This window comes from Paenibacillus pedocola, from assembly GCF_031599675.1.
In the GTDB taxonomy this organism is placed as follows: Bacteria; Bacillota; Bacilli; order Paenibacillales; family Paenibacillaceae; genus Paenibacillus_AQ; species Paenibacillus_AQ pedocola.
In genome coordinates this window covers 4,272,283-4,294,929 of sequence record NZ_CP134223.1, presented here as the reverse complement: position 1 = coordinate 4,294,929, position 22,647 = coordinate 4,272,283, and the positions used below count along the sequence as shown (strand labels likewise).

The 22,647-nt window shown below is 50.9% G+C and carries 18 protein-coding genes and 1 riboswitch; of the genes, 16 read left to right on the top strand and 2 right to left on the bottom strand.

Annotation, left to right across the window (positions count from 1 at the left end):
* The first annotated feature begins 90 nt into the window (after window positions 1–90).
* The 4 genes from QU597_RS19080 to QU597_RS19065 all read left to right on the top strand — a co-directional run bounded on the left by QU597_RS19080 (window position 91) and on the right by QU597_RS19065 (window position 5,206).
* Window positions 91–1,131, top strand: a complete 1,041-nt coding sequence (locus QU597_RS19080) for an NAD(P)/FAD-dependent oxidoreductase (RefSeq protein ID WP_310829385.1) — start codon at window positions 91–93, stop codon at window positions 1,129–1,131.
* Window positions 1,132–1,304: 173 nt separating this feature from the next.
* The gene (locus QU597_RS19075; protein ID WP_310829384.1) at window positions 1,305–2,876 is read left to right on the top strand and encodes a spore germination protein; all 1,572 of its coding nucleotides are present in this window, start codon (window positions 1,305–1,307) and stop codon (window positions 2,874–2,876) included.
* Window positions 2,866–4,074 (top strand): Ger(x)C family spore germination protein, encoded by a 1,209-nt coding sequence (locus QU597_RS19070; RefSeq protein WP_310829383.1) that lies wholly within the window; start codon window positions 2,866–2,868, stop codon window positions 4,072–4,074. The genes QU597_RS19075 and QU597_RS19070 overlap by 11 nt, the downstream gene beginning before the upstream one ends.
* 34 nt (window positions 4,075–4,108) lie before the next feature.
* Window positions 4,109–5,206, top strand: coding sequence for a GerAB/ArcD/ProY family transporter (locus QU597_RS19065; RefSeq protein WP_310829382.1), 1,098 nt, complete (start codon window positions 4,109–4,111; stop codon window positions 5,204–5,206).
* A gap of 8 nt (window positions 5,207–5,214) precedes the next feature.
* Here the strand turns inward: QU597_RS19065 and QU597_RS19060 are convergent, their stop codons facing one another.
* Window positions 5,215–5,442 carry a YczF family membrane protein gene (locus tag QU597_RS19060; protein WP_310829381.1) on the bottom strand — a complete coding sequence of 76 codons (228 nt, stop codon included), beginning with the start codon at window positions 5,440–5,442 and terminating at the stop codon, window positions 5,215–5,217.
* A 260-nt stretch (window positions 5,443–5,702) separates the two neighbouring features.
* Here QU597_RS19060 and QU597_RS19055 point away from each other — a divergent pair, with 260 nt between their 5' ends.
* The 5 genes from QU597_RS19055 (at window position 5,703) to QU597_RS19035 (ending at window position 11,243) form a co-directional block, all read left to right on the top strand.
* Window positions 5,703–6,062: a (2Fe-2S) ferredoxin domain-containing protein gene (locus QU597_RS19055; RefSeq protein WP_310829380.1), complete on the top strand. Its 360-nt coding sequence runs from the start codon at window positions 5,703–5,705 to the stop codon at window positions 6,060–6,062.
* Between the two features lie 281 nt (window positions 6,063–6,343).
* Complete coding sequence (locus tag QU597_RS19050; protein ID WP_310829379.1) at window positions 6,344–7,468, top strand: hypothetical protein; 1,125 nt, start codon at window positions 6,344–6,346, stop codon at window positions 7,466–7,468.
* A gap of 123 nt (window positions 7,469–7,591) precedes the next feature.
* Window positions 7,592–8,410 carry a GNAT family N-acetyltransferase gene (locus tag QU597_RS19045; protein WP_310829378.1) on the top strand — a complete coding sequence of 273 codons (819 nt, stop codon included), beginning with the start codon at window positions 7,592–7,594 and terminating at the stop codon, window positions 8,408–8,410.
* Between the two features lie 136 nt (window positions 8,411–8,546).
* Entirely contained in the window at window positions 8,547–9,722 is a 1,176-nt protein-coding gene (locus QU597_RS19040) for an AI-2E family transporter (protein WP_310829377.1), read from the top strand.
* 6 nt (window positions 9,723–9,728) lie between these two features.
* The gene (locus tag QU597_RS19035; RefSeq protein ID WP_310829376.1) at window positions 9,729–11,243 is read left to right on the top strand and encodes a carboxylesterase/lipase family protein; all 1,515 of its coding nucleotides are present in this window, start codon (window positions 9,729–9,731) and stop codon (window positions 11,241–11,243) included.
* An 83-nt stretch (window positions 11,244–11,326) separates the two neighbouring features.
* Here the strand turns inward: QU597_RS19035 and QU597_RS19030 are convergent, their stop codons facing one another.
* Window positions 11,327–12,499, bottom strand: coding sequence for a PstS family phosphate ABC transporter substrate-binding protein (locus tag QU597_RS19030; RefSeq protein WP_310829375.1), 1,173 nt, complete (start codon window positions 12,497–12,499; stop codon window positions 11,327–11,329).
* Between the two features lie 205 nt (window positions 12,500–12,704).
* Window positions 12,705–12,854, top strand: a riboswitch (FMN riboswitch).
* Between the two features lie 131 nt (window positions 12,855–12,985).
* On the opposite strand from QU597_RS19030, the gene QU597_RS19025 reads away from it, so the two are divergent.
* The 7 genes from QU597_RS19025 (at window position 12,986) to QU597_RS18995 (ending at window position 22,563) form a co-directional block, all read left to right on the top strand.
* A complete protein-coding gene (locus QU597_RS19025) occupies window positions 12,986–13,945 on the top strand; it encodes a DMT family transporter (protein ID WP_310829374.1) in 960 nt (319 codons plus the stop codon).
* A gap of 314 nt (window positions 13,946–14,259) precedes the next feature.
* Window positions 14,260–16,032 carry a sensor histidine kinase gene (locus QU597_RS19020; RefSeq protein ID WP_310829373.1) on the top strand — a complete coding sequence of 591 codons (1,773 nt, stop codon included), beginning with the start codon at window positions 14,260–14,262 and terminating at the stop codon, window positions 16,030–16,032.
* Window positions 16,025–17,665, top strand: a complete 1,641-nt coding sequence (locus QU597_RS19015) for a response regulator transcription factor (RefSeq protein WP_310829372.1) — start codon at window positions 16,025–16,027, stop codon at window positions 17,663–17,665. The genes QU597_RS19020 and QU597_RS19015 overlap by 8 nt, the downstream gene beginning before the upstream one ends.
* 113 nt (window positions 17,666–17,778) lie before the next feature.
* The gene (locus QU597_RS19010) at window positions 17,779–19,473 is read left to right on the top strand and encodes a type 2 periplasmic-binding domain-containing protein (RefSeq protein ID WP_310829371.1); all 1,695 of its coding nucleotides are present in this window, start codon (window positions 17,779–17,781) and stop codon (window positions 19,471–19,473) included.
* A 246-nt stretch (window positions 19,474–19,719) separates the two neighbouring features.
* Window positions 19,720–20,610, top strand: coding sequence for an ABC transporter permease (locus QU597_RS19005; protein WP_310829370.1), 891 nt, complete (start codon window positions 19,720–19,722; stop codon window positions 20,608–20,610).
* A gap of 24 nt (window positions 20,611–20,634) precedes the next feature.
* Window positions 20,635–21,513, top strand: a complete 879-nt coding sequence (locus tag QU597_RS19000; RefSeq protein ID WP_310829369.1) for a carbohydrate ABC transporter permease — start codon at window positions 20,635–20,637, stop codon at window positions 21,511–21,513.
* Window positions 21,514–21,519: 6 nt separating this feature from the next.
* Window positions 21,520–22,563: a glycoside hydrolase family 53 protein gene (locus tag QU597_RS18995; RefSeq protein WP_310829368.1), complete on the top strand. Its 1,044-nt coding sequence runs from the start codon at window positions 21,520–21,522 to the stop codon at window positions 22,561–22,563.
* Window positions 22,564–22,647 lie beyond the last annotated feature (84 nt).

Sequence of the window (22,647 nt, the reverse complement as noted above, 5' to 3'; positions counted from 1 at the left end):
GATTTGTCCATTGCCAAACCGTGCCATTCTCATTTACAATATTACAATGATAATGAGAATCAATTTCAAGTGAAATCCGGAGGGAACAATATGAGTGATCAACTGGAATTATACGATGTGACGATTATCGGCGGGGGGCCCGCAGGCATGTATACAGCTTTTTATAGCGGTATGAGAGATTTGAAAACGAAGCTGATTGAAGCGAAGGATGAGCTGGGCGGACGAATGCTGATTTATCCGGAGAAGATGATCTGGGATGTGGGTGGAATCACACCGACCCTCTGCGGTCAATTAATCAAGCAGCTGGAGCAGCAGGCACGCACCTTTGATCCGACGATTGTGCTTGGGCAGCAGATTACCCGGCAGGAGCGCCAGGAGGATGGGACGTACATATTGACATCTTCCACGGGGGAACGACACTGGACCCGGACCGTCATTCTGGCGATTGGCTACGGCATCCTGCAGATGGCCAAGCTGGAGATCGAGGGAGCGGACCGTTACGAGGTAACTAACCTGCACTATACCGTGCAGGAGCTGGAGCCGTTCCGCGGCAAGCATGTACTGATCTCCGGCGGAGGCGATTCGGCAGTGGACTGGGCGAATGAGCTGGAGGGAGTTGCTGCAAGTGTCACTATTGTGCACCGGAGAGAGCAGTTCGGCGGACATGAGAAGAATATTGCCCGCATGAAGGCCTCATCGGTTGAAGTGCGTGTGCCGTATTCGGTGAGCCAGCTGCACAGCAAGAACGGTGAGACGATTGACCAGGTGACCATCAGCCATGTTGAATCTGGTGAAACGGAGCAGTTTGCAGTCGATGCAGTGATTGTTAACCATGGCCTGAAAAGCGACTTCGGTCCGCTGCGTGAATGGGGACTTGATATGGGGGACTGGTGCGCCAATGTCAGCGGAAGACTGGAAACGAATCTGCCGGGCATTTTTGCCGCCGGGGATTTCGTTGATTACAGCAGCAAGGTCCGGCTGATCGCCGGCACGTTTACCGATGCGGTTCTGGCACTCAACAGCGCCAAGCTGTATATGGATCCTGATGCGCCTAAGGCGGCATATGTGTCCTCCCATAATGACCGGTTCAAAGAGAAGAATAGGGCCCTCGGCGTAACCGACGAGCACTAAACAATTATTCTGACGAACCATAACACTCAATTACCCGCAGGACATTTAAGGCTGCCGCCTGTAGTTTACTCTACAAACCGGCAGTCTTTTTTCATACCTCCCACGTATCCCAAATTCCATAAGCTGCATAAAAAAAGTTTCGCGGGCGAATAGTAATACGGGAGGTGCTGAGGATGCCTAAACAGACTACAGAATCCAAACCAGCAGAGATGGCTAATGGCAAAAAGCAAAGTCCGCCGATCTTTGAGAATCTCGAAGAGAACCTCAAGCAAATCCAGAGCAAACTTGGAAACAGCCCTGATCTGATCATACGTAATTATGAATCACTGGATCACGAAAGCCATGCGGCTGCTGTTTATATTAACGGTCTAATCGATATGGAGCGGGTAGAGGACTATATTACACATGCCCTATCATTTGACTCCTTGCAGGAAAAGGCAGAATCTGCGGCAACTGCGCTGGAACGGTTTTCTTTTGCCAAGGGGAAGGCATTAAGTATCGGCAAAGAAAAGATAGTTGAAGACCAGAATAGTCTCCTGGAGGGGCTCTTGTCCGGTGATACGATGCTTCTCTTCCAAGGCCTCACCAAGGCGCTCAGTGTCAGTACCAGCGGCGGTGAAGGAAGAGCCGTTACTGAAGCGACAACTCAAGTGAATATCCGCGGTCCCAAGGACAGCTTTACAGAATCACTGAGCACGAATCTGTCCCTGGTGCGGAAACGGATTAAAAACCCCAATTTGTGGATCGAAACGTTAACGATCGGAGCAGTAACTAAAACGGATGTGTCGATTGTGCATATTCATGGTTTAGCTAATGAAGCAATGCTTCAGGAATTCAGAAAGAAGCTGTCTGAGATTCATGTGGACTCTATTCTGGAATCGGGGTACATTGAGCAGCTGATTGAAGAGAACAAGTACTCACCATTTCCGACGATATTTAATACAGAGCGGCCGGACAGTGTAGCCGGAAATCTGCTGGAAGGAAGAATTGCTCTTTTCATAGATGGAACGCCGTTTGTTCTGATTGCGCCAGCCACCTTTTTTATGTTTTTTCATACGGTTGAGGACTACTATCAGCGCTATGATGTGTCCTCACTGATCAGGTTGCTCAGATTTATGTGCCTGATTGTTTCGCTGTTTGGTCCGGCTATCTTTGTCGCAGCACTGAACTTCCACCAGGAGATGATACCCACCCCTCTGCTGATCAACTTAGCCTCTCAGCGGGAAGGGGTCCCGTTTCCGGTGGTGATCGAGGTGCTACTGCTGGAGGTCACTTTTGAAATTATTCGCGAAGCCGGGATCCGCATGCCTTCTCCGATCGGCCAGACCGTATCGATTATCGGCGGGCTTGTCTTGGGACAGGCGGCGGTCCAGGCCGGTATCGTATCTCCTGCAATGGTGATTGTCGTTTCGCTGACAGGGATCTCAAGCTTTGCGACTCCGGCTTTCAATATGGCGCTGTCTATACGTTTGCTCCGGTTCGTTATCACCTTTGTGTCAGCATATATGGGACTGTACGGCATTGCGATTACCGGGCTGATCCTGATTGCCCATCTGTGCAGCCTGCGTTCTTTAGGAGTACCCTATATGTCTCCGGTAGCCCCTTTTGCAGCAGGGGACCAGAAGGATATCTTTTTGCGGACCCCTCTGCATTTCATGAAAATCCGCCGGCGGCTGGTGAACCCCAAGAGCTCTGTTCCAGGGACAACTGCTCAGATCCGCAAGGATAACCCTCATGAGAACTAAGCTGCTTGGGCTGCTTGCCCTTTATTTAGGCGTTTCAGTCCTGCTGACCGGCTGCTGGAATAGCAGAGAACTGAATGATCTGGCGATTGTGAGCGGGATCGGAATGGATAAACTGGATGATGAAGATGGGTACCGTGTAACTTTTCAAATTATCAACCCGTCTTCATCGGCCCCAACTACCGGTGCTGCCAGCAATCGGCCACCGGTTATGGTCATTACCGAAAAGGATACGACGGTTTTTGGCGCTCTGCGCAAAGCCTCCAGACGGACGACCCGGCAGCTGTTTTTTGCCCATACCCAGCTGTTGATTATCGGTGAGTCGCTTGCGCGAAGCGGGGTTGAGCATATATTTGACATCTTTGAACGTTCACATGAACTGCGCTTGAATTCAGCGGTGCTAATCGCCAAAAATTCAGATGCTGCTTCAGTGCTTAAAATCTTAACTACCTTGGAGAGCCTGCCCTCTACGGGTTTAGTCAAGAAGACGCAGAATACGGCCAGAGTGTGGGGTGAGAACCGGAAGGTTGACGTTTTTGAAATCATTAACGGAATTACAGGTGAAGGTGATTTTACGATCAATGGTATTCGGGTTATTGGCAATGCAGAAGAAGGAATGAAGAAAAGCAGTCTGGAACAAACGGATCCGCTGGCCGGTTCCTATATGAGCGGACTTGGTGTTTTTAAGAATGGCAAGCTGATCAGCTGGCTGAACGGGCCGGAGTCCAGAGGCACTCAGTGGCTGCTGGATAAACTTGAAGAAACTAATGTGAACATCGATTCCCCGGATAGAAAAGAGGATATCTCTGTAAATATATTTTATTCCAAGACTGCTGTAAAGATAGATCTCCAGGAGGGAAAGCCGGTCTTTCATATCCATATCCGTGAAGAGGGAAGCATCAACGAAGCCGGCAGTTTCGTGGATTTAAGCAAGGAAGAGGAGCTGGAGAAGCTTAAAAAAGAGCTTGCGGAGCAAACCGCTTCCGAGGTGAAGATGGCTTTGAAAGCTGCGCAAGAGAAGAAGGCAGATATCTTTAACTTTGGCAACGAGCTGAAGCGTACACATCCGGAATTATGGAAGACTGTGAAAAAAGACTGGGATTCCGTTTTTGCTGAAGGAGAGCTGGATCTCCAAGTGGATGCTTATATCCGCGGTACAGGGATGAGACTCAAGCCTTACATCCCTGTGGAAAAAAGATAATGAACGTCTAGAGAGGAATAGGGGGTGCCGTTTCATGCGAAAAGAAGTCATCGGTCCATTTCAACTGTTTGCCATGATTGTTCTGTTCGAGCTTGGAACGGCGGTTGTCGTTCCAATTGGTCTGGAGAGCGGACATGCGGTATGGATCTCGATTCTGCTGGCTCTGCCGGGCGGCATCCTCTTATATTTGGTTTTTGCTGATTTGTACCGGCAATTTCCTGATCTGGTGATTAGCGGCTATACCCGAAAGATTCTGGGGAGATGGATCGGTTGGCCGCTTAGTCTGTTATACTTGCCGGTCCTCATGTATAACGGTTCCCGAAATCTGCGGGAGGCAGGTGATTTGCTGATCTCTTCAACTTACGACAGAACACCTATCTTTATAATCAACTCCATAATGGTCATTGCAGTAATGTATATCCTGTATAAGGGGATTGAAGTCTTCTCCAGAACCGCAGAGATCTATTTCTGGCTGATAGTCATTATGGGGCTGGTCTCAAACTTTGTTGTGATTATTTCCGGGCTGGTCCAGTTAAAGAATCTCTTTCCCATACACCCGGGGGAGTGGCTGGAGGCACTCGGCTCCGCCTATCCCAGCATCTGGATTTTTCCGTATGGTGAACTTGTCTGCTTCACTGCCATCCTGCCTCACTTCAGTACCAGAAACAAGGTTAAGAAAACAGGCATAGGTGCTATGGCCTTAAGCGCTTTTCTGCTCAGCTTTACGCATGCCGTTGAAATGTCTGTGCTTGGAATGGATATATACAGCCGGACTACCTTCCCGATGTTTACCACCATCACACTAGTCAATGTGGCTAACTTTATTCAGCGGCTCGATGCCATTGTTATCCTGACGCTGATTATTGGCGTCTTTTTTAAAATGTCAATCTACTGTTATGCGGCGGTGTCGATTGCAGCGGATTTGTTCAACGTCAAGGAACCACGCAAGCTGGTGATCCCTGTTGGAGTTGTAGTGTTGTTCAGCTCATTTGTCAGTGCGGAGAATTACCCGATGCATTTGAAGGACGGGGTAGCTTTTCTTAAGTATATCCTGCCTTTTATGTGTGCTGTTATTCCCATTCTATTATTTCTGGTGCACCGCTTCCGGCGCAGGTTCGGATTGTACAAATAAGGTTAAGGTTACTTCCGGGGGGATTTGCTCTGTTTGAATTTGTCGGCAACGGTAAAGATAATAGGCAGGGCCGCGAAAAGAATCATGATGCAGGACTCCTGAAAGGTGGTAGTGTCAAACACGACACGGAGCGAATGTAACGAACTGGCCAGACTGGTTCCGGATAGAACGTCCACAGTGACAATCATCCCCAGGGTTAAGCAAGCGAGTATAACATAGATCCCGGTCATTTTCATAGAAAAGTCCTCCTCATTAATCAGAAATGAACCTTCAGCAAATAAACTAAAGATATTATCTCCAGTGAATGGGTAGGGTAATCATGAATCCTGGAGCTGCAGATAAAAAAGCCGCTGATGCCCTGGAAAACAGCAGGAGAAATGCCCACTACCCCTGCGAATCCGCTGCAGGGTTATTTACGGTATTCCGGCAGATGCGTAGAGTTTATAATGATTCATGAACAGGGTATTAATGGTTGAGTAGAAGGGAGGGGCAGTCCGTGACGACCTGGAATTTGCAAGGAACGGTAAATCATCTGCTTATCTGCGGCGGCAGCAGCTGCAGGAAGCATAAAGGCGAAGAGGTAGCTGAAGCGATAGAGGATGAAATTGAGAAGCAGGGGGCTGGGAGACTGATTCATACGACGGTTACCCGCTGCAACGGAAGATGCTCGGATTCCTGCGTGGTGATTTCCTATCCGGAGGGTGTGTGGTATAAAGAGATCACTCCGAAATTGGGCAAGGCACTGGTCCGCAGGCTGCTCGAAGGGGAGCGGCTCGAGGACAACGTCGTTTATACTTATGAGGGCCAATTCCTTGCAGCTGCCGAGAGAGGCACAAAAGGCAAGAAGAAAAAATAAGTTATTCCTGCAGAGACTTCAGCAGATACCGTCAACTATTCTGGCGGTATCTTATTTGCTTTTAGCGGATGAACCTCATAATGCACGCAATGTCATAAAACATCCAATTAAAACTATTGCAGCATCGGAAAAAACGCTGATATAATATACACAACTTTTAATAAATTTTAAATGGATGAAAATGTTAAAACAGTATGTTGCTATTAAAACCTGTGCTCACAAAATGCTCTGGGGGCTCACCGAAGATGTAAATCACGGCATGTCAGGAAAGGCGGAGTAAGATGCAAAAGTCTGAACTGCTCAAGATCATTGCTTCGATGAAAAAAGCGGATGAACGGCTATACTATCCGGACGGAGACCAAACAGCATTCTGGAGGAAAGTCCGCGAATCCCCCATGTATGGGGACGAGATTGCAGGGCTGCGGGCAGCAGGGCAGGCTCATCGGAATACTCCCATTCCGGAAGTGACGTATTCGCTGTTCACCAGTTTTGCCAAGACCGGATCAAGGCTGGAATATGAGCGGGTCTATTTCCAGCGGCGGCAAATATTGAACACGGCTGTTTTATTGTCTCTGCTGGAGCCTGAACAGGAGGAGCATCTCAAGCTTGTATGTGAAATTCTCTGGTCGGTCTGCGGGGAATATACCTGGTGTCTGCCGGCACATTTGAGCGAAAAGGGTGTAATGGAAACGATAGACTTATTCTCGGCGGAGACCGGTTTTGCGCTCAGTGAGATCCGTTGCCTGCTGGGAGACCGCCTGCCTGCGCTGTTGCAGGCAAGAGTTAGAGATGAAGTATATATGAGGCTGATCGCCCCGTATCTTACCTCCGGCCCCTATCACTGGGAGACTGTAGCGCAACACGGGTCCGCAGTCTGTGCAGGCTCAATCGGTGCTGCAGCATTGCTGCTGGTGAAAGATAAGGAAACACTAGCGGATATTCTTATTAAAGTGGAGTCCGGCCTGGAATGTTACTTGCAGGGCTTTGGCATTGACGGAGCTTGTCTCGAGGGACCGGGTTACTGGAATGATGATTTTGGTTATTTTGTCTATTATGCGGATCTGCTCCGGCGGCGGAGCAGGGGGACACTGGATTGGTTTCAGATGAACAAGGTAAGCAGTACGGCTAGATTGCAGCAAGAATGTATTTTTGACGGGAGGAGTACAGTTCATTTCTCCGGCCCGCAACAACAAGGGAATGTATTTCTGGGGCTTAGTCATTATCTGGCTACAGAGTATCCCGTTTTGGAAGTTCCTGCGATACTGCTTAGAACACGCTACACCAATGATCACTACAGCTGCTGGGCTCCGGCGCTGCGTAATCTGATCTGGCGGCGGGCGGAAGAAGAGATGCAGGAATGGGCAACATTAAGCCAGTACCTGCCGGATGTGCAGCATCATCTATGACATAATGACAATTTAATAACCGATTTTTAACAGCTCCTCCTGTGAATAATCGCAGGAGGAGTTGTTTATTTTTACCAGAATGAAGATTATGATAGAAAGAAAAGGATATAGGGAGGGGTTCTAATGTTTCAGAGTTTTGCAGTCGGGGACGCAGTGCTGCACAGTGCGGAATTTATGAAAAACGAGGTACAGCATAGTCTGATTCACAACATTGTTGACTACCCGGACGCGCTTAGATTGACAACTACCGACAGGCGGTTGCTGTTCGTCCAGTCAAAAGGGTACAGTCCCTGGTTATGGGTTTCGGGCGAGCTTGAGCCGGCACAGCGTATCAGGCTGATAGAGCAGCTGATAGAGAGCCTGGAGGAGCTGCCGGACAGTGATTTTCCGGGAATCACTGCAGAGCCGCAGACGGCCAGAATCTTTGCGGGGGCGTATTGCGCAATACGCGGGAAGCTTTATCATACCTATATGCTGCTGGAATCTTATCAATGTACAGAGGTAAGGAAGCCAAGCGGTGTACAAGGAACTTTGGTGCAGGCCGAGACCAGCCATATCCCGGTTATCGCAGAGTTTACAGCAGGATTTGCCTGGGATGCTTTTGGAACGTCACAGCCGGTAGAACACTATCTGCCACATGCCGATGCAGCAGTCCGTACCGGGAATCTGTATCTTTGGATGGTGGACGGTGCCCCTGTAGCTATGGCAAAGACCGTTCACCGCAGCGCCAGGCTCTGCAGGATTAATGATGTATACACCTCCCGTAAGTTCCGTAAACACGGGTATGCCAGCATCCTTGTATCTGAGCTGTGCGAACAGGTTCTGGCGGAAGGTTTAACCCCGGTATTGTTTGCCGACGGCAAGAACCCGGATTCGAACAGGGTCTACCAGTCGATCGGTTTTGTGCAGGCCGGCAAAATTGCTGAAATCAAATTTGAATGAGTGATTGTTCAGAAATTCATCGGGAAAAATGGCCCTCTGAAAATTTGACTTGCAGCCCTTGCGTTGACTATGCTATTACCAAGTGCAATTTATCACACTTTTAGAAAAGGGTTCGTTGTCAGGGGGGAGCATTGTCATGGAGAGGCTGCAGGTATGGCCGGAACGGTTTAAAAAGTTTTTTTTGAACAATAAATTTGTCGTATCGCTGTTGATTATTCTGCTGGTAGGCATCAATATTCTGGTGTTCTCCAGGGTGCCTTTTATTTTCAAACCGTTATCGGTTCTGCTGCATACGGTAGCTGCGCCGCTGCTGCTGTCCGGGATCGCCTATTATCTGCTGAATCCGCTGGTAGACCGCCTGGAGAAACGGAGCAAGGTAAAAAGGGCTTATGGTATTGTAATCCTTTACCTGATTATTGCGGGAATTATCACACTCATTCTGCTGACGGTGATCCCGATCCTCCGTACCCAGCTGATTGGCCTGATTGATAATTTTCCGAAATACAGCGATCAGATCCAGCAGGAATTCATTGATCTGACCGGCAGCGAGCTGTTCGGGCGGATTCAGGAGAATGTGGGCGTGGGCACCGATGTGGGCGATTTAACGAGCAAGGTGACGACCTGGGCCACAACTTTTCTCAATAATGCAGTGAACGGGGTCGGAAATTTCGTAGGTGCATTGACGGAGATTATTCTAGCGGTGGTGACTACACCGTTTATCCTGTTCTATCTGCTCCGCGACGGCAAACGCCTGCCTGACTATCTGATGCGATTCATCCCGAACAGCCTGCAGCCGCAGTCCCGTATGGTGATGAAGGAAATGAACAGCCAGGTGGCTTCGTATATCCGCGGACAGATTATTGTCAGCTGCTGTATCGGTGCACTGCTCTATATCGGTTATTTGATCATCGGCCTGGAGTATTCGCTGGTACTGGCGATCGTGGCGGCATGTACGGCGGTAGTACCCTATCTGGGCCCCGCTATTGCCATCACGCCTGCGTTGATTGTGGCGCTGGTAACATCGCCTTTTATGCTGCTGAAGATGGTCTTTGTCTGGACCGCTGTTCAGCTGATTGAAGGCAAGTTCATCTCCCCGCAGATCATGGGTAAATCGCTGAAGATTCATCCGATTACCATTATTTTTGTAATTATTTTTGCCGGTAAAATGTTCGGCGTGCTCGGCATCATTCTGGCTGTTCCGGGTTATGCGGTGTTCAAAGTAATTGTGACCCACCTCTTTCAGTGGTTCCGGTTCCGCTCCGGACTATATCAAGAGATAGAAGAAGATAAGGAAAACAGCACGAAAGGATGATCCAAAATGACAAGACCCGTTGCGGATACTATATATGGAAAACTGCAGGGGACACAAAGCGGCGGAGTGAACGTCTGGCGCGGAATTCCTTTTGCTGCTCCGCCTGTGGGGAACCTGCGCTTCCGCGCTCCGCAGCCGCCGGAGCCATGGGACTCCGTCCGGGAGGCGCTGGAATTCGGACCGGTCGCCCATCAGCCTGCCAGCTCTAGCAGCATCCGCTTTGGCGGAACGCAGCCGGTCTATTCGGAGGATTGCCTCTACCTGAATGTCTGGGCACCGGCGGAAGTGACAGAAGCTCTGCCGGTCATGGTCTGGATTCACGGGGGCACCTTTATCACAGGGGCCGGCAGCCAGCCGATGTTCGAAGGGGCAAACATGGCCAGCGCCGGCAAAGTCATTGTAGTTACGTTAAATTACCGGCTGGGGCCTTTCGGATTTTTGCATCTGTCGCCGTTCGGCCGGTATGATTCCAATCTCGGCCTGCTGGATCAGATTGCTGCACTGAAATGGGTGCAGGACAACATTGCCGCCTTCGGAGGCGACCCCCGGCGGGTCACCGTCTTCGGCGAATCGGCAGGCAGTATGAGCATTGCCGCCCTGCTGGCGATGCCTGCCGCCAAGGGGCTGTTTGCCGGGGCCATTATGCAGAGCGGTGCAGCGCAGACCTTGAAGCCGCAGCAGAGTGCGGAGCTTGGCGGGGCTTTTCTGGCGGAGCTCGGGCTAACTCCCGGCGGTGACCTGTCGCTGCTGAATACGGCGCCGGCAGAGGATATTCTGGCCGCCGCTGCCCGGATGGCCTATAAACTTGCCGGCGATTCGCTCAGCATGTTCTTCCAGCCGGCCATCGATCCGGAGACATTGCCGGTAGAGCCGTCCCAAGCAGTAGCGGCGGGAGCAGCCAGCGGCATTCCGCTGCTGATCGGAACAAATCTGCATGAAGGAAACCTATTCTTCCGGGGAGACCGCGAGGGAGCAAGCTTTGATCAGTCCCTCCAGGCACTGGAAATGCTGATGGGTGCGGGCAATCTGGCGGAGCTTGCCAGCCATTATCCTAAGAACTGGGAAGGACAGGCAGCCCTTTTGACTGACCTGTATTTCTGGGACAATTCCATTGCCTTCGCCGAGCAGCAATTGCCGCATGCTCCTGTCTGGATGTACCGGTTCGACTGGACGATCCCCGGCCATCCGGTACTGGATAAGGCTATCCATGGCGCGGAAATCTATTATGTCTTTAATACGATAGAGCTGCTGCATCAGTACGGCCTGTCCGTCAGCCAGGAGATGGCGGCTGTCTCGGAGCGGATGCTCGGGGCATGGACGGCTTTTGCCCACAGGGGCAGCCCTGAAGCCCCTGGCTTAACCTGGCCGAATTACGTGCCGGGCGAACGCGCTACCCTGATCTTTGACCAGGAGACCCGTGTACAGGTTGACCCGGACCGGGAGAAACGCAAGCGGCTGTTATCGGCGCAGGCTACAACCCCGCAGGCTGCCGCTCTGAATGATGTGCAGCAGCCAGAATAGTAGGGTGCGTTCAGCATAATTTTTACTCCAGAGCAGCAGATTCCTTGAATGGGATCTGCTGCTTGTGCATTAACCGCACTCCCTCAGTTTATAGGCACGTAACCGGTTTTGGAGACCAGCTCCTGACCTTCCGGTGATACAATCCAATCAAGAAACGGCTGGACGTTAGGATTCGGGGTGCCGGCAGTTACGGCATAGAAGGACACGGTATATGGATATGTGCCGCTCTTGATGCTGTCTTTGTTCGGCTCGGTGCCGTCAATGGCCAGCAGCTTGATATCATCACTCCGGTTCATTTCCGAGGCATAATAAAGGAAGCTGAAGCCGATGGCGTTCTTGTAGTTACGGTAATTAGATGTTTGGCTGATAATGCCGCTCATCAGATCCATAACATCCTCATGCGGTGCGGTCATCAGTGTGCGGTCTTTCATGATTTTCTGCAGCATCGTCTGGCTGCCGCTGTTCTCTTCACGCTGGAAGGCTCTGATCCGGTCATTTCTGCCGCCGGCATCCTTCCAGTTGGTGAGCTTCCCGGAGTAGATGTCCTTGATCTGCTCTGTGGTCAGCCCGTTCACCGGATTACGCTTATTGACAAAAAAGACAAAGGCTTCGCGGCCGATGGGGGTAAGCACAAGCTCCCTGCCGGCCAGCTTAGCCTCTTTTTGCTGGGAAAGCGAAGGGGCAGCGGCGAAAATAATGTCCGTCTCCCCGGAAATCAGTCGCTGATATGCATAAGAGGTGGAGGAGCATAACACAATCTGATTGTTGAAATTGTGCAGATCATAGCTGCCTTTGGGATAAACGGCCTGAACAAATGCGGAATACAGCGGGTAAAGCGCCGTTGCTCCGTCAAGACGGGGCACCTTATCTTTAATCTGGTAGGAAGCAGGCTGCCCGAGCACAGCGATTTTGGATTCCGGATGGAAGGGCTGGTATTGTTCCAAAGATATCTCGTGCTCGCTCACTTCCGCGAGGCTGTTCACATAGGCCTTATGCAGCTCATAGCCGCCGGTTGCGAGCAGACACAAGCCGGCGAAGCAGGCAAAAGCAATCCCTCGGGTGCGCGGGGTGAACCAGTCGAAGATAGAGAAGACGCTATAAACGGCGAGTGCAATGGCAACAATAACGGCAAGCGGAGCATAGAACCTGAACCCGCCCAGCAGTGCAATGAAGAAATAAGCAATAAAAGCGGCAATAGCAATAGGGACTACGGCTACAATCGAAAGCACTAAGCTTAACCAAAATGGTCTTTTCACAGCGGCCCTCTTTCTGTATTCAATAATATGGATAAATAAGCTATTTTTATTATATCTTAATGAATTCATATTTTCTTCCATTTTTAGAGCTGGAAATGATAGGACAATGCTTTATTCAATGAAAAAAATGCATTTTTTTCATAAAAGGGCTGGACGAAACCGCAGAACGGAGTTATCCTGAGATTGTGAAAAAAATAACGGAATACAAGATTCTCGGGGTAAGGTGAAATTCCTGACCGGCGGTGATGTTCAAAGCGAACTAAGCCCGCGACTCGATTCTGCTGCCTGCAGCGGAATTGACTGATCTGGTGACAATCCAGAGCCGACGGTAAAGTCCGGATGGGAGAGGATCATAAGATAAGGGCGACAGGTGTATTCCTGATGTCTTTATTGAAAATGGCCCCCGATAATTGCCCCTTTAACAGGGCAGATCGGGGGCTTTTTGGTCTCTTATCGAGGGTTTGTATCGACAAGGAGAATGGAATTATGAGTAATGTTACGGCTTCATCAACAGGTATGCGCACTGCACCGATCCGCAGCGGGTTCTGGCTGGTAGTCCTGGGAGCGGCGTTATGGGGCGTCGATCCGCTGTTCCGCATTATCCTGCTCAAATCGTTGACCTCTTCGCAGATTGTACTGCTGGAGCATGTGGTGCTCTTTTTGGCAGCTGCACCAGTACTATGGCGCCATCGTGCTGAACTCAAAAAAATCCGGCTGCGTCAGGCTGGAGCCCTGATGGTTGTATCCTGGGGCGGCTCTGCTGTAGCTACCATCCTGTTCACCAAGGCCCTTTCCAGCGGAGATTTGAATGCAGTACTGCTGCTGCAGAAGCTTCAGCCGATATTCGCTATCGGGCTGGCTGCCATGATTCTCAAAGAACGTCTGCCGAGAAACTTCGGACCGCTTATCGTGCTGGCATTGGCGGGCACCTACCTGCTGACCTTTGGCTGGACCGTACCTTTCGGACATGTCAACAGCTTTATCAGCGTCGGCAGTCTGATGGCGATGGGGGCAGCTGCCCTATGGGGCGGATCTACCGTGATGGGACGTTATCTGCTTGGCTCGATGAGTTATGAGACAGTAACTTCACTGCGCTTCATTCTTGCTTTGCCGCTGCTGTTCACCATCACTTCACTTGAGGGTGCTCCTTGGCAGGTGAATGGCGGATGGGGAACTACTTCGGCAATTGCCATCAACCTGCTGCTGCAGGCGCTGTTGCCCGGACTGCTCAGTATGCTGTTGTACTATAAAGGACTAAATACCACTAAAGCTTCTTTTGCAACGCTGGCTGAGCTCAGCTTTCCGATGACCGGGATTCTGATCAACTGGATTGTCTACCATCAGCTTGTGACTCTTCCGCAGCTTGTCGGCTTTGCTCTGATCTGGACGGCTTTGTTCTTTATTTCGAATCAGCAGAGCAAGCAGGCACAGGCAGTGCTGAAGTAAGAGCTTATGGTAGACGCCTGAGGGGAGTGACCCCAGGGCTTTGTGCTGGAAGAGGATGTCTCTAAGCGGCCGTTACGGCTGTGGAGGTATCCTCTTTTTTTGTGTGTCATGAAGTTCATCTGAAAAAAAGCTGCAAAAACTGCTGAAATGTTGCGGGAGTATTGTATGACACCTTTTATGAAGCGTTTACAATTGTAATGGAGAAGTGTGCAGATAAGCAGGGCAGTCCTGCGGAGTTCCAGTATTTGCCCTTGTCTCCCCGGATAAACTTTGTACAATAAGAGCTACGACAATTGCGCAGGATGTGAAGAACAATGTACAGATATAATTTATTCAGCAAAATCGTGAGTATTATGGTCATTATGCTCATTCCTATTACGATACTCTATTTCTATTCCAATAAGACCACCACCGATGTACTGCGCAGCGAGCTTAATACCTCGAACAACAACCAGCTCAGTTTTTTCCAGAACCAGGTGGAGACGAATATGGAGCTGCTGTCCTCGTGGCCGATTCTGCTGATACATGATCCCGATATTCTCAGCCTTAAGGATACGGCTCTTCCAACGGAGAACTTGAATCTGGACGCTATCAATCTGGTGAAGCGAATTCAGACGAAACTCAGCATCCAGGAGAGCTCCTCGAATTGGAAAAGCAAGCTTTATCTCTATTCGCCGGCCATTCACCGGGTAGTTACGGAGAGTGATGCGAAGCCCTATAAGGATGAGGAGCTGAAGCGGGAAGTGAAGTCCGGCTGGCATGTTGAGCGGATTGCAGACCAGTATGAGGACCGCTTCCTGTTCTCCTGGTATTCGTTCACCCCTTATTCATCGGAGTTCTCACCGCAGCGGGCGGCTACGATTATGAAGGTGGAGTTTGACAGCCAGAATATAGAAGACATGCTCGATAAATTCAAAAGCGACGGCCGGAGGGATCCCTTCTACTATAAGCAAGGAACGGGACTGATCTTCAACCGCAGCGCGGACAAGCCGCTGGCGGATAAGCTGGTGGAACGGCTGGAGCAGGAGCAGCTGAACGGGAGCGAGAACCGGACACTGATGATGGACGGACAATCCTATAGCGTCAACATCGTCTACTCCGACAAAATGGGCTGGTATCTGATTGACTATATGCCGCTGTCCGATATTCTGCAGCCGATCCATAAGTCCAACCGGCTGTTCTATTTCTCGATGGGGGCGTTGCTGCTGATGAGCTGTCTGGTCGCCTATATCTTGTATGTTCAGGTGCAGGTACCGGTCCGCCAGCTGGTTGGCGGGTTCCAGCGGCTGAAGCAGGGTGATTATTCTGTCAGGGTCGGGATTAAAGGGAAAAATGAATTCAGCTTCCTCTCAGGCCGCTTCAACAATATGGTAGAGCAGACTCAAGAGCTGATTGAGAATGTTCTGATGGAAAAAATCCATGTGCGGGAAGCCCGGCTGAAGCAGCTTCAGTCCCAGATTAATCCGCATTTCTTCTATAATTGCTTCTCTTTTATAACGAGTATGGCGAAGCTGGGCAACCGTGAGGCCGTAGTCGGCATGTCGCATAACCTGTCCCGTTATTACAGATATACAACCCGGCAGGAAAGAGATCTTGTCTCATTGACGGAAGAAATCGAATTCGTAACTCATTATCTGGAGATTCAGAACATGCGGATGAGCCGGCTGCAGTATTCCATCAGCATACCGCCGCAGATGCGCCGGCTGGAGATTCCGCCGCTTGTGCTGCAGCCGCTGGTGGAGAATGCAGTGCTGCACGGCATTGAGCCGCTGGCCAGCGCAGGCGTCCTGCGGATCACCGGCTCCTGCAGCGGCAGAACAATGACCTTAACCGTGGAGGATGACGGGCAGGGGATGCTTCCGGAAGCGATGGAAGAGCTTGAAGCGAAACTAAGCAGCGCCATGGACGAAGAAATGGGCTGCGGAGTATGGAATGTTCATCAGCGGATGCGCCTGCGCTACGGCGAAGCAGCGGGATTGCACTTTGCGCGTTCGCCGCTCGGGGGACTGCAGGCAACGCTGCAATGGCAGCTGCCGGAGAGCAATACAGACACAGAGAAGATTTCCGGGAGGGAACAGCATGATTGAAATATTGCTCGTTGATGATGAATCTTATGTAACAGAGAGTATAGCCCAGACGATCCCGTGGGAAGAGATCGGCGTATACAAGGTGCACCAGGCGGTATCCGGTGCGGCAGCACTGGAGATCATGGAGCAGCAGGACATCGATATCCTTGTAACCGATATTTCCATGCCGGGAATGAGCGGACTGCAGCTGATCGAGACGGCAGGCGAACGCTGGCCGAATCTCCGCAGCATCCTGCTGACCGGATATTCCGATTTCGGGTATGCCAAGAAAGCCATTCAGCTTCAGGCCTTCGATTATATCCTGAAGCCGGTCAGCGACGACGAGTTCATCAAAAGTATATCCGGCGCGATTGAGTCGCTCAGGGATGAATGGGAAGCCCATGATAAATACCATATGCTGATGTATAACCGCAAAGCCAGCTACAGTGTGCTGCGCGCCAATCTGATGCATGATCTGCTGCTGGGCAGGGTCATGTCCGAACGGGCGCTGGCTGCCAAGCTTGCGGAGTACGAAATTGCATTCGATACGGAGACACAGGCGGCGATGCTGATGATCCAGCTCGGCAAGCATTATACGGCCATGGATCATCATTCCATCTCGCTGATGGAATATGCAATCGGCAATATCGCCGAAGAGCTGTTCAAGGAGAGCTTCCGTGTCTGGTTCTGCAAAGCGCCGCATGACTGCCTGATTCTGCTGGTAGAGCCGAATGCGCAAATGCAGCAGCTTATCGGGCTATCGGAGCAATATGAAACCCTTCGCCAGCGGATGCTTAAAGATATAATTGACAGCTTCCGGGCGAGTGTAAGCAATTATCTCAAGGGAGACATTTCGCTGATTGTAACGGAATGGTTTGCGTTCCCGGAAGGATTGCCGGCTGCATACCGCAGCGGACTGAGCTCTATGTATCTGGCAGCACACAACGAAGCGGGCTCGGTGTTATTCCTGGAAGACAAACATATCCAGGAGCAGGTGGCTATTAAATCGCTGGAGAGCCTGTACCGTCCGCCCACACTGATTCATCTGCTGGAATCGAAGCAGTGGGATACTGCCCGTGAGAAGATCACAGATGTGTTCCGGGATATGAAAAGCGCCCGATTCTCCAGAGAGCATCTGTATGAAGTGTTTCTGTCGATCACGAATGCCTTCATGTACATTGCTCATAAGGGCGGCCAATTCATCTCACAGATCGACCAGTATGCGCTGGATCCGCTGCTTACGCAGAGCATCATCGTCTCTTTTGACCGGCTGCAGGACTGGGCGCTTGATATGCTAGGCAAGCTGGAGAAGGAGCTCTCGGAAAGTGACCAGTATACGAAGAGTTATATAATCAAGCAGGTGCATGAACTGGTGGGCAATCATACCGGCCATGATCTGTCGGTCAAGACGATTGCCGATCATGTCTATCTTCACCCGGTCTATCTGTCGAAAATTTACAAGGCCGAGACAGGTGAAGGGTTAGGCGATTATATCATCCGCATGCGGATGGAGCGGGCACTCTACCTGCTGAAGAACACCAATAAGAAGATTTATGAGATTACAACAGAGCTGGGTTACCAGAATCCGCAATATTTCAGTAAAATGTTCAAAAAGCACTACGGGATGACTCCAAATGAATTCCGGGACGGATAGAGGTTGGCAAAGGTGCAGAAACCTTGTTTTAATGACGTATTCGTGCAAACCGTTGTTCCCTATAATGAAGACATCACCAATACTTAAGGAATCTCAAGGGGGAAGACAGAAGCATGAAGACAAAAAAATTGCTGCCGCTCCTGGGCATGAGCGTACTGCTGGCAAGCAGTATCGCCGGCTGCTCAGGAAATAATAATGCAGCCGGAGGAAATAACGCTTCCGGTAATGCCGCCAATACACCGGCAGAAACTGAAAACGCCTACAAGGATAAATATGATCCTGAAGTAACCATCACCACCGTCTGGGGGGTTGACCCCGAGCTGAAATTCAAGAACGGTGAAACTATTGAGAATAACGTCTCCACCAAATGGGCCAAGGAGAAATTCGGTATCAACATTAAATCGCTCTGGTCCATTACGGATACGAATGGCGCTTTCGGCACGAAGCTGCGTCTGGCGATGTCTTCCGGGCAGGAAATGCCTGATGTAGTTACCATCGGTACCGGCGATTCCACTATCGCCCAGGACCTGATTGATTCCGGAATGTACCGGGAAGTAGGCACACTGTTCGACCAATATGCTTCTGAGACATGGAAAGAAGCGATGGCCCAGGACCCTAATGTCTGGAACCAATACAGCCGCGACGGCAAGAAAATGGGGCTTCCGGTTCTCGATTACGCATATAACCACGATTACATTCTATGGATCCGCCAGGACTGGCTGGATAAGCTGAACATGAAAGCACCGACAACCATCGATGAGCTGGAGAAGGTAATGGATGCCTTCAAGAACCAGAATCCGGACGGTCTGGCTCCGGACAAAGTGATTCCGCTCAGCATCGGCTTCAAGACAAGCATGAACACCTGGATGGGTGATCCTTCCTGGATCTTCGGCGCTTACGGAACCCTTCCGCAGCAGTGGAATGTAGCGGCTGACGGCAAGCTGGAATACGGCTCCGTGAACGCCGGCATGAAGCAAGGTCTCGAGAAGCTGAAGGATTGGCTCGCCAAAGGCTACATTCCGCAGGAAGCCGCGCTTTGGGATGAGAACAAAACCTCGGAGCCTGCTGTTGCGGGAACAGCCGGTATTATTCCTGGACCTTACTGGATGAGCGGCTGGCCGCTCCAGGATACGGTGAAGAACGTGCCGGATGCTGTCTGGGCACCAATCAACATTCCGGCCGGACCGGACGGAACTGTAATGCGCCATGGTACACAGTTCACCAACGGTGTTACACTGATCAGCACCAAAATGAAGAATCCGGAAGCGTTCTTTACGTATGAGAACTACCTGTACGACAATTTCGCTAACCCGCAGCCGGGCAGCGAACTGGACAACGGCCTCTTCGCCGGCTACGACTATGAACTGGATGCAAGCGGCAAAATGGTCGCTAATGATCAGATCAGCGGCGGCTATGTGAACAGTGTCCGTTACCTGCTGGTACGCGACGGCGCACGTATTCCTGATGCCCAGATGAAGGCTCTTCTTAACCTGGCTAACGGCGCTCAGCCAACAACCAGACTTGAGAAGGATGTAGCGGTTAACTATGGTAAAGGAACACCTGCGGCTGCCAAGGTATTGCTGCAGCAGGAAGACAAATCGTTCAAGAACATGTTCACCGGTCCGACTACGGAAACCATGAAAGCGAAGCTGGATTATCTGAACAAAATCGAGAACCAGACATTTAACGAAATCATCTACGGCAAACAGCCGCTGGATTCATTCGACAGCTTCGTCACTACCTGGAATGCAGGCGGCGGCGAGCAGATTACCAAAGAAGTTAACGAGTGGTATGACAGCGTAAAATAAGTGCTGCACTTACAAGCTTAAGACAGATACAGGACTGTTTCCTGCGGCGGAGATTTCCGCCAGCAGGAGGCGGTCCTGTTTGCTTTTTTCCGGGGAAAGAGGATGTAACGCGGGCCGCCGCGGATAGGACAAAGACATTGCTTTTGTACCATTTATATTGGTTTTGCTGTCTACTTGCCCCATTTCACCGTTGCTATAATTTGATTATGAAGACAGAAGAAATCGACTAGGTTGGGGGCTTAAAGGATGAGAACACTAAGAAAAAACTGGCAATTCCATGTAATGCTGATTCCTGCGATGATACTGCTGATTCTGTTCAGCTTTATCCCGATGGGCGGCATTGTAATGGCCTTTCAGGATTACAAACCATGGCTGCATATCTCCGGTTCGGAGTGGGTGGGCCTTGATAATTTCAGGTATCTTTTTGAACGTGAGGACAGCATGCAGGTGATCTGGAACACACTGATCATTGCGGTGCTGAAGATGATCTTCAATCTGCTTGTACCGTTTATTTTCGCGATTATGCTGAATGAGGTCCGCAAGCTGGCCGTACAGCGTACCATTCAGACACTGGTTTATCTGCCGCATTTCCTGTCCTGGGTTATTCTCGGCGGGATTCTGCTGGACCTGCTGTCCACGGACGGCTTTGTCAATCAGATTCTCGGCAACTTCGGGGTGCAGCCGATCTTCTTCCTCGGGGATAACAACTGGTTCCGCTTTACGGTTATTTTGACAGATGTGTGGAAGGAATTCGGATATAATACCATCGTCTTCCTGGCGGCGCTTGCCGGCATCAACCCTTCACTGTATGAAGCGGCGGAGATCGACGGGGCGAACCGCTGGAAGCAGACCCGCTTCATCACGATGCCATCCCTGATTCCGATGGTTGTGGTAGTAGGTACGCTTGCGCTCGGGAACGTGCTCAATGCCGGCTTTGACCAAATCTTTAACTTGTACAACCCGCTGGTCTACCAAAAGGGTGATATTATCGACACCTTCGTCTACCGTACAGCGATCCAAAACGGCGAGATGGGCTTCGGGACAGCCATTGGATTGTTCAAGTCTGCGATCAGCATGGTTCTGATTCTGGTCTCGTACCAGCTGGCTAAAAAATGGGCGGGCTACCGCATCTTCTAAATCAACCGGGAAAGAGGGAAACCTATGTATTACAAAACAAGAGGCTACCGCGTATTCAGCGTACTTAATACCTGTTTTCTAATTATTCTGGCTGTCATGTGTATCATTCCGCTCGTTCATGTACTTGCGGTTTCGTTCAGCGCCAAGTCAGCGGCAGATGCCAATCTGGTCGGCTTGTGGCCGAAGCAGTTTTCGGTGGAAGCCTATAAAAAGACCATCGATAACCCTGTATTTCTTCATTCCATCTGGATTTCGGTGCAACGTACGGTTCTCGGAACAGCACTTACACTGCTCATTACGTTCCTTGCGGCTTATCCGTTGTCCAAAGACAATTCGGCCTTTAAAGGCCGGACGATTTACTCCTGGCTGTTTGTATTCACCATGGTATTCAACGGCGGGATGATCCCGTTCTATATCGTTATTCAGAAGCTTGGCCTGATGAATTCCTTCTGGGTCCTGGTGCTGCCGGGAGCCGTTAACACCTTCCTGATTATTCTGATGCTCAACTTCTTCCGCGGTGTACCGAAGGAGCTGGAGGAAGCCGCACTGATCGACGGGGCGAATCATTTCCGCACCTTGTTCAGCATTTATCTGCCGATCTCGCTGCCTTCCATTGCGACGATTGCCCTGTTCAGTATGGTGTTCCACTGGAACTCCTGGTTCGACGGGCTGCTGTACATGAATAATTCCGATAAGTTTCCGCTTGCCACATTCCTGCAGACCGTCATTATCCAGCGGGATATGAGCTCCATGAGTATTAATCCGAAGGAAATGGAGCTGATCTCGCAGACCACGGTACGTGCAGCGCAGATCTTTATCGGAGCGGCTCCGATCCTGCTGGTCTATCCGTTCCTGCAGAAATATTTTGTAAAAGGAATGACACTCGGCTCAGTGAAGGAGTAGTGGGTGATGACAGGAGCTTATATCAACGGAATGGATGTTTCGTTTCTGGATGAGATTGAACAAGGAGGCGGGGTCTTCAGGTACGGCTCCGGCCGGCGGGCCGGACAAGCCGCAGACCTTCTGGAGATTCTCGGGGACAGCGGTGTGAATTCTATCCGGCTGCGGATCTGGAATGATCCGCCCGGCGGCTTCTGTAATCTGGAACGGACGCTCGTCATGGCTAAACGGATTAAAGCGGCCGGGCTTGGCTTCCTGCTCGATTTTCATTATTCGGATAAGTGGGCCGACCCGGCGAATCAGTGGAAACCGCAAATCTGGACGGGACTCGACTTCGGGGAGCTGCGCTTATCTGTCTATGAATATACACTGGAAGTGCTGGAGGCCCTCCAGTATCAGGGGACGCTGCCCGATATGGTGCAGATCGGAAACGAGATCACACCGGGCTTCCTGTGGGAAGAGGGCCGGGTAGACGGCCAATATGATACGCAGGAGCAGTGGACCCGTTTTACCGAACTGGTGAAGGCCGGGATTGCCGGAGCCAAGGAGATCGCGCCGGAGCTGCCGGTGATGATCCATATTGACCGGGGCGGAGACAATGACGCCAGCCGCAGGTTTTTCGACCGCTTCGAGGAGCGCGGCGTAGAGTACGACGTCATCGGGCTCTCCTTCTACCCTTGGTGGCACGGTACTCTGGCTGATCTGGAGCAGAATCTGGGCGACCTGGCACAGCGGTATGACAAAGATATTATTGTGGTGGAAACCGCATATCCGTGGACACTGGCTGGACCGGAAGGTTTTCCGCTTATTGTGAAGGAAGCAGAGCAGCTGCATGAAGGTTATCCGGCGACCGTAGAGGGACAAGCTGCATACTTGCGGGAGCTGCACGAAGTGATTCACCGTACAAGGCAAGGTAGGGGCATCGGCTGCTATTACTGGGAACCGGCCTGGATTCCCTCACAGCACGAGTGGTCCGTCGGCCATGCGAACAACTGGTCCAACCTCACCCTGTTCGATTATGAGGGACGGGCACTGGCTTCACTGGATGTTTAAACGAATATACAGGTATTAGTTTCGTAAGATAAGGCAGACCGGAAATGATCCGGTCTGCCTTTTTGCGCTGCCGCAGGTTTGCCG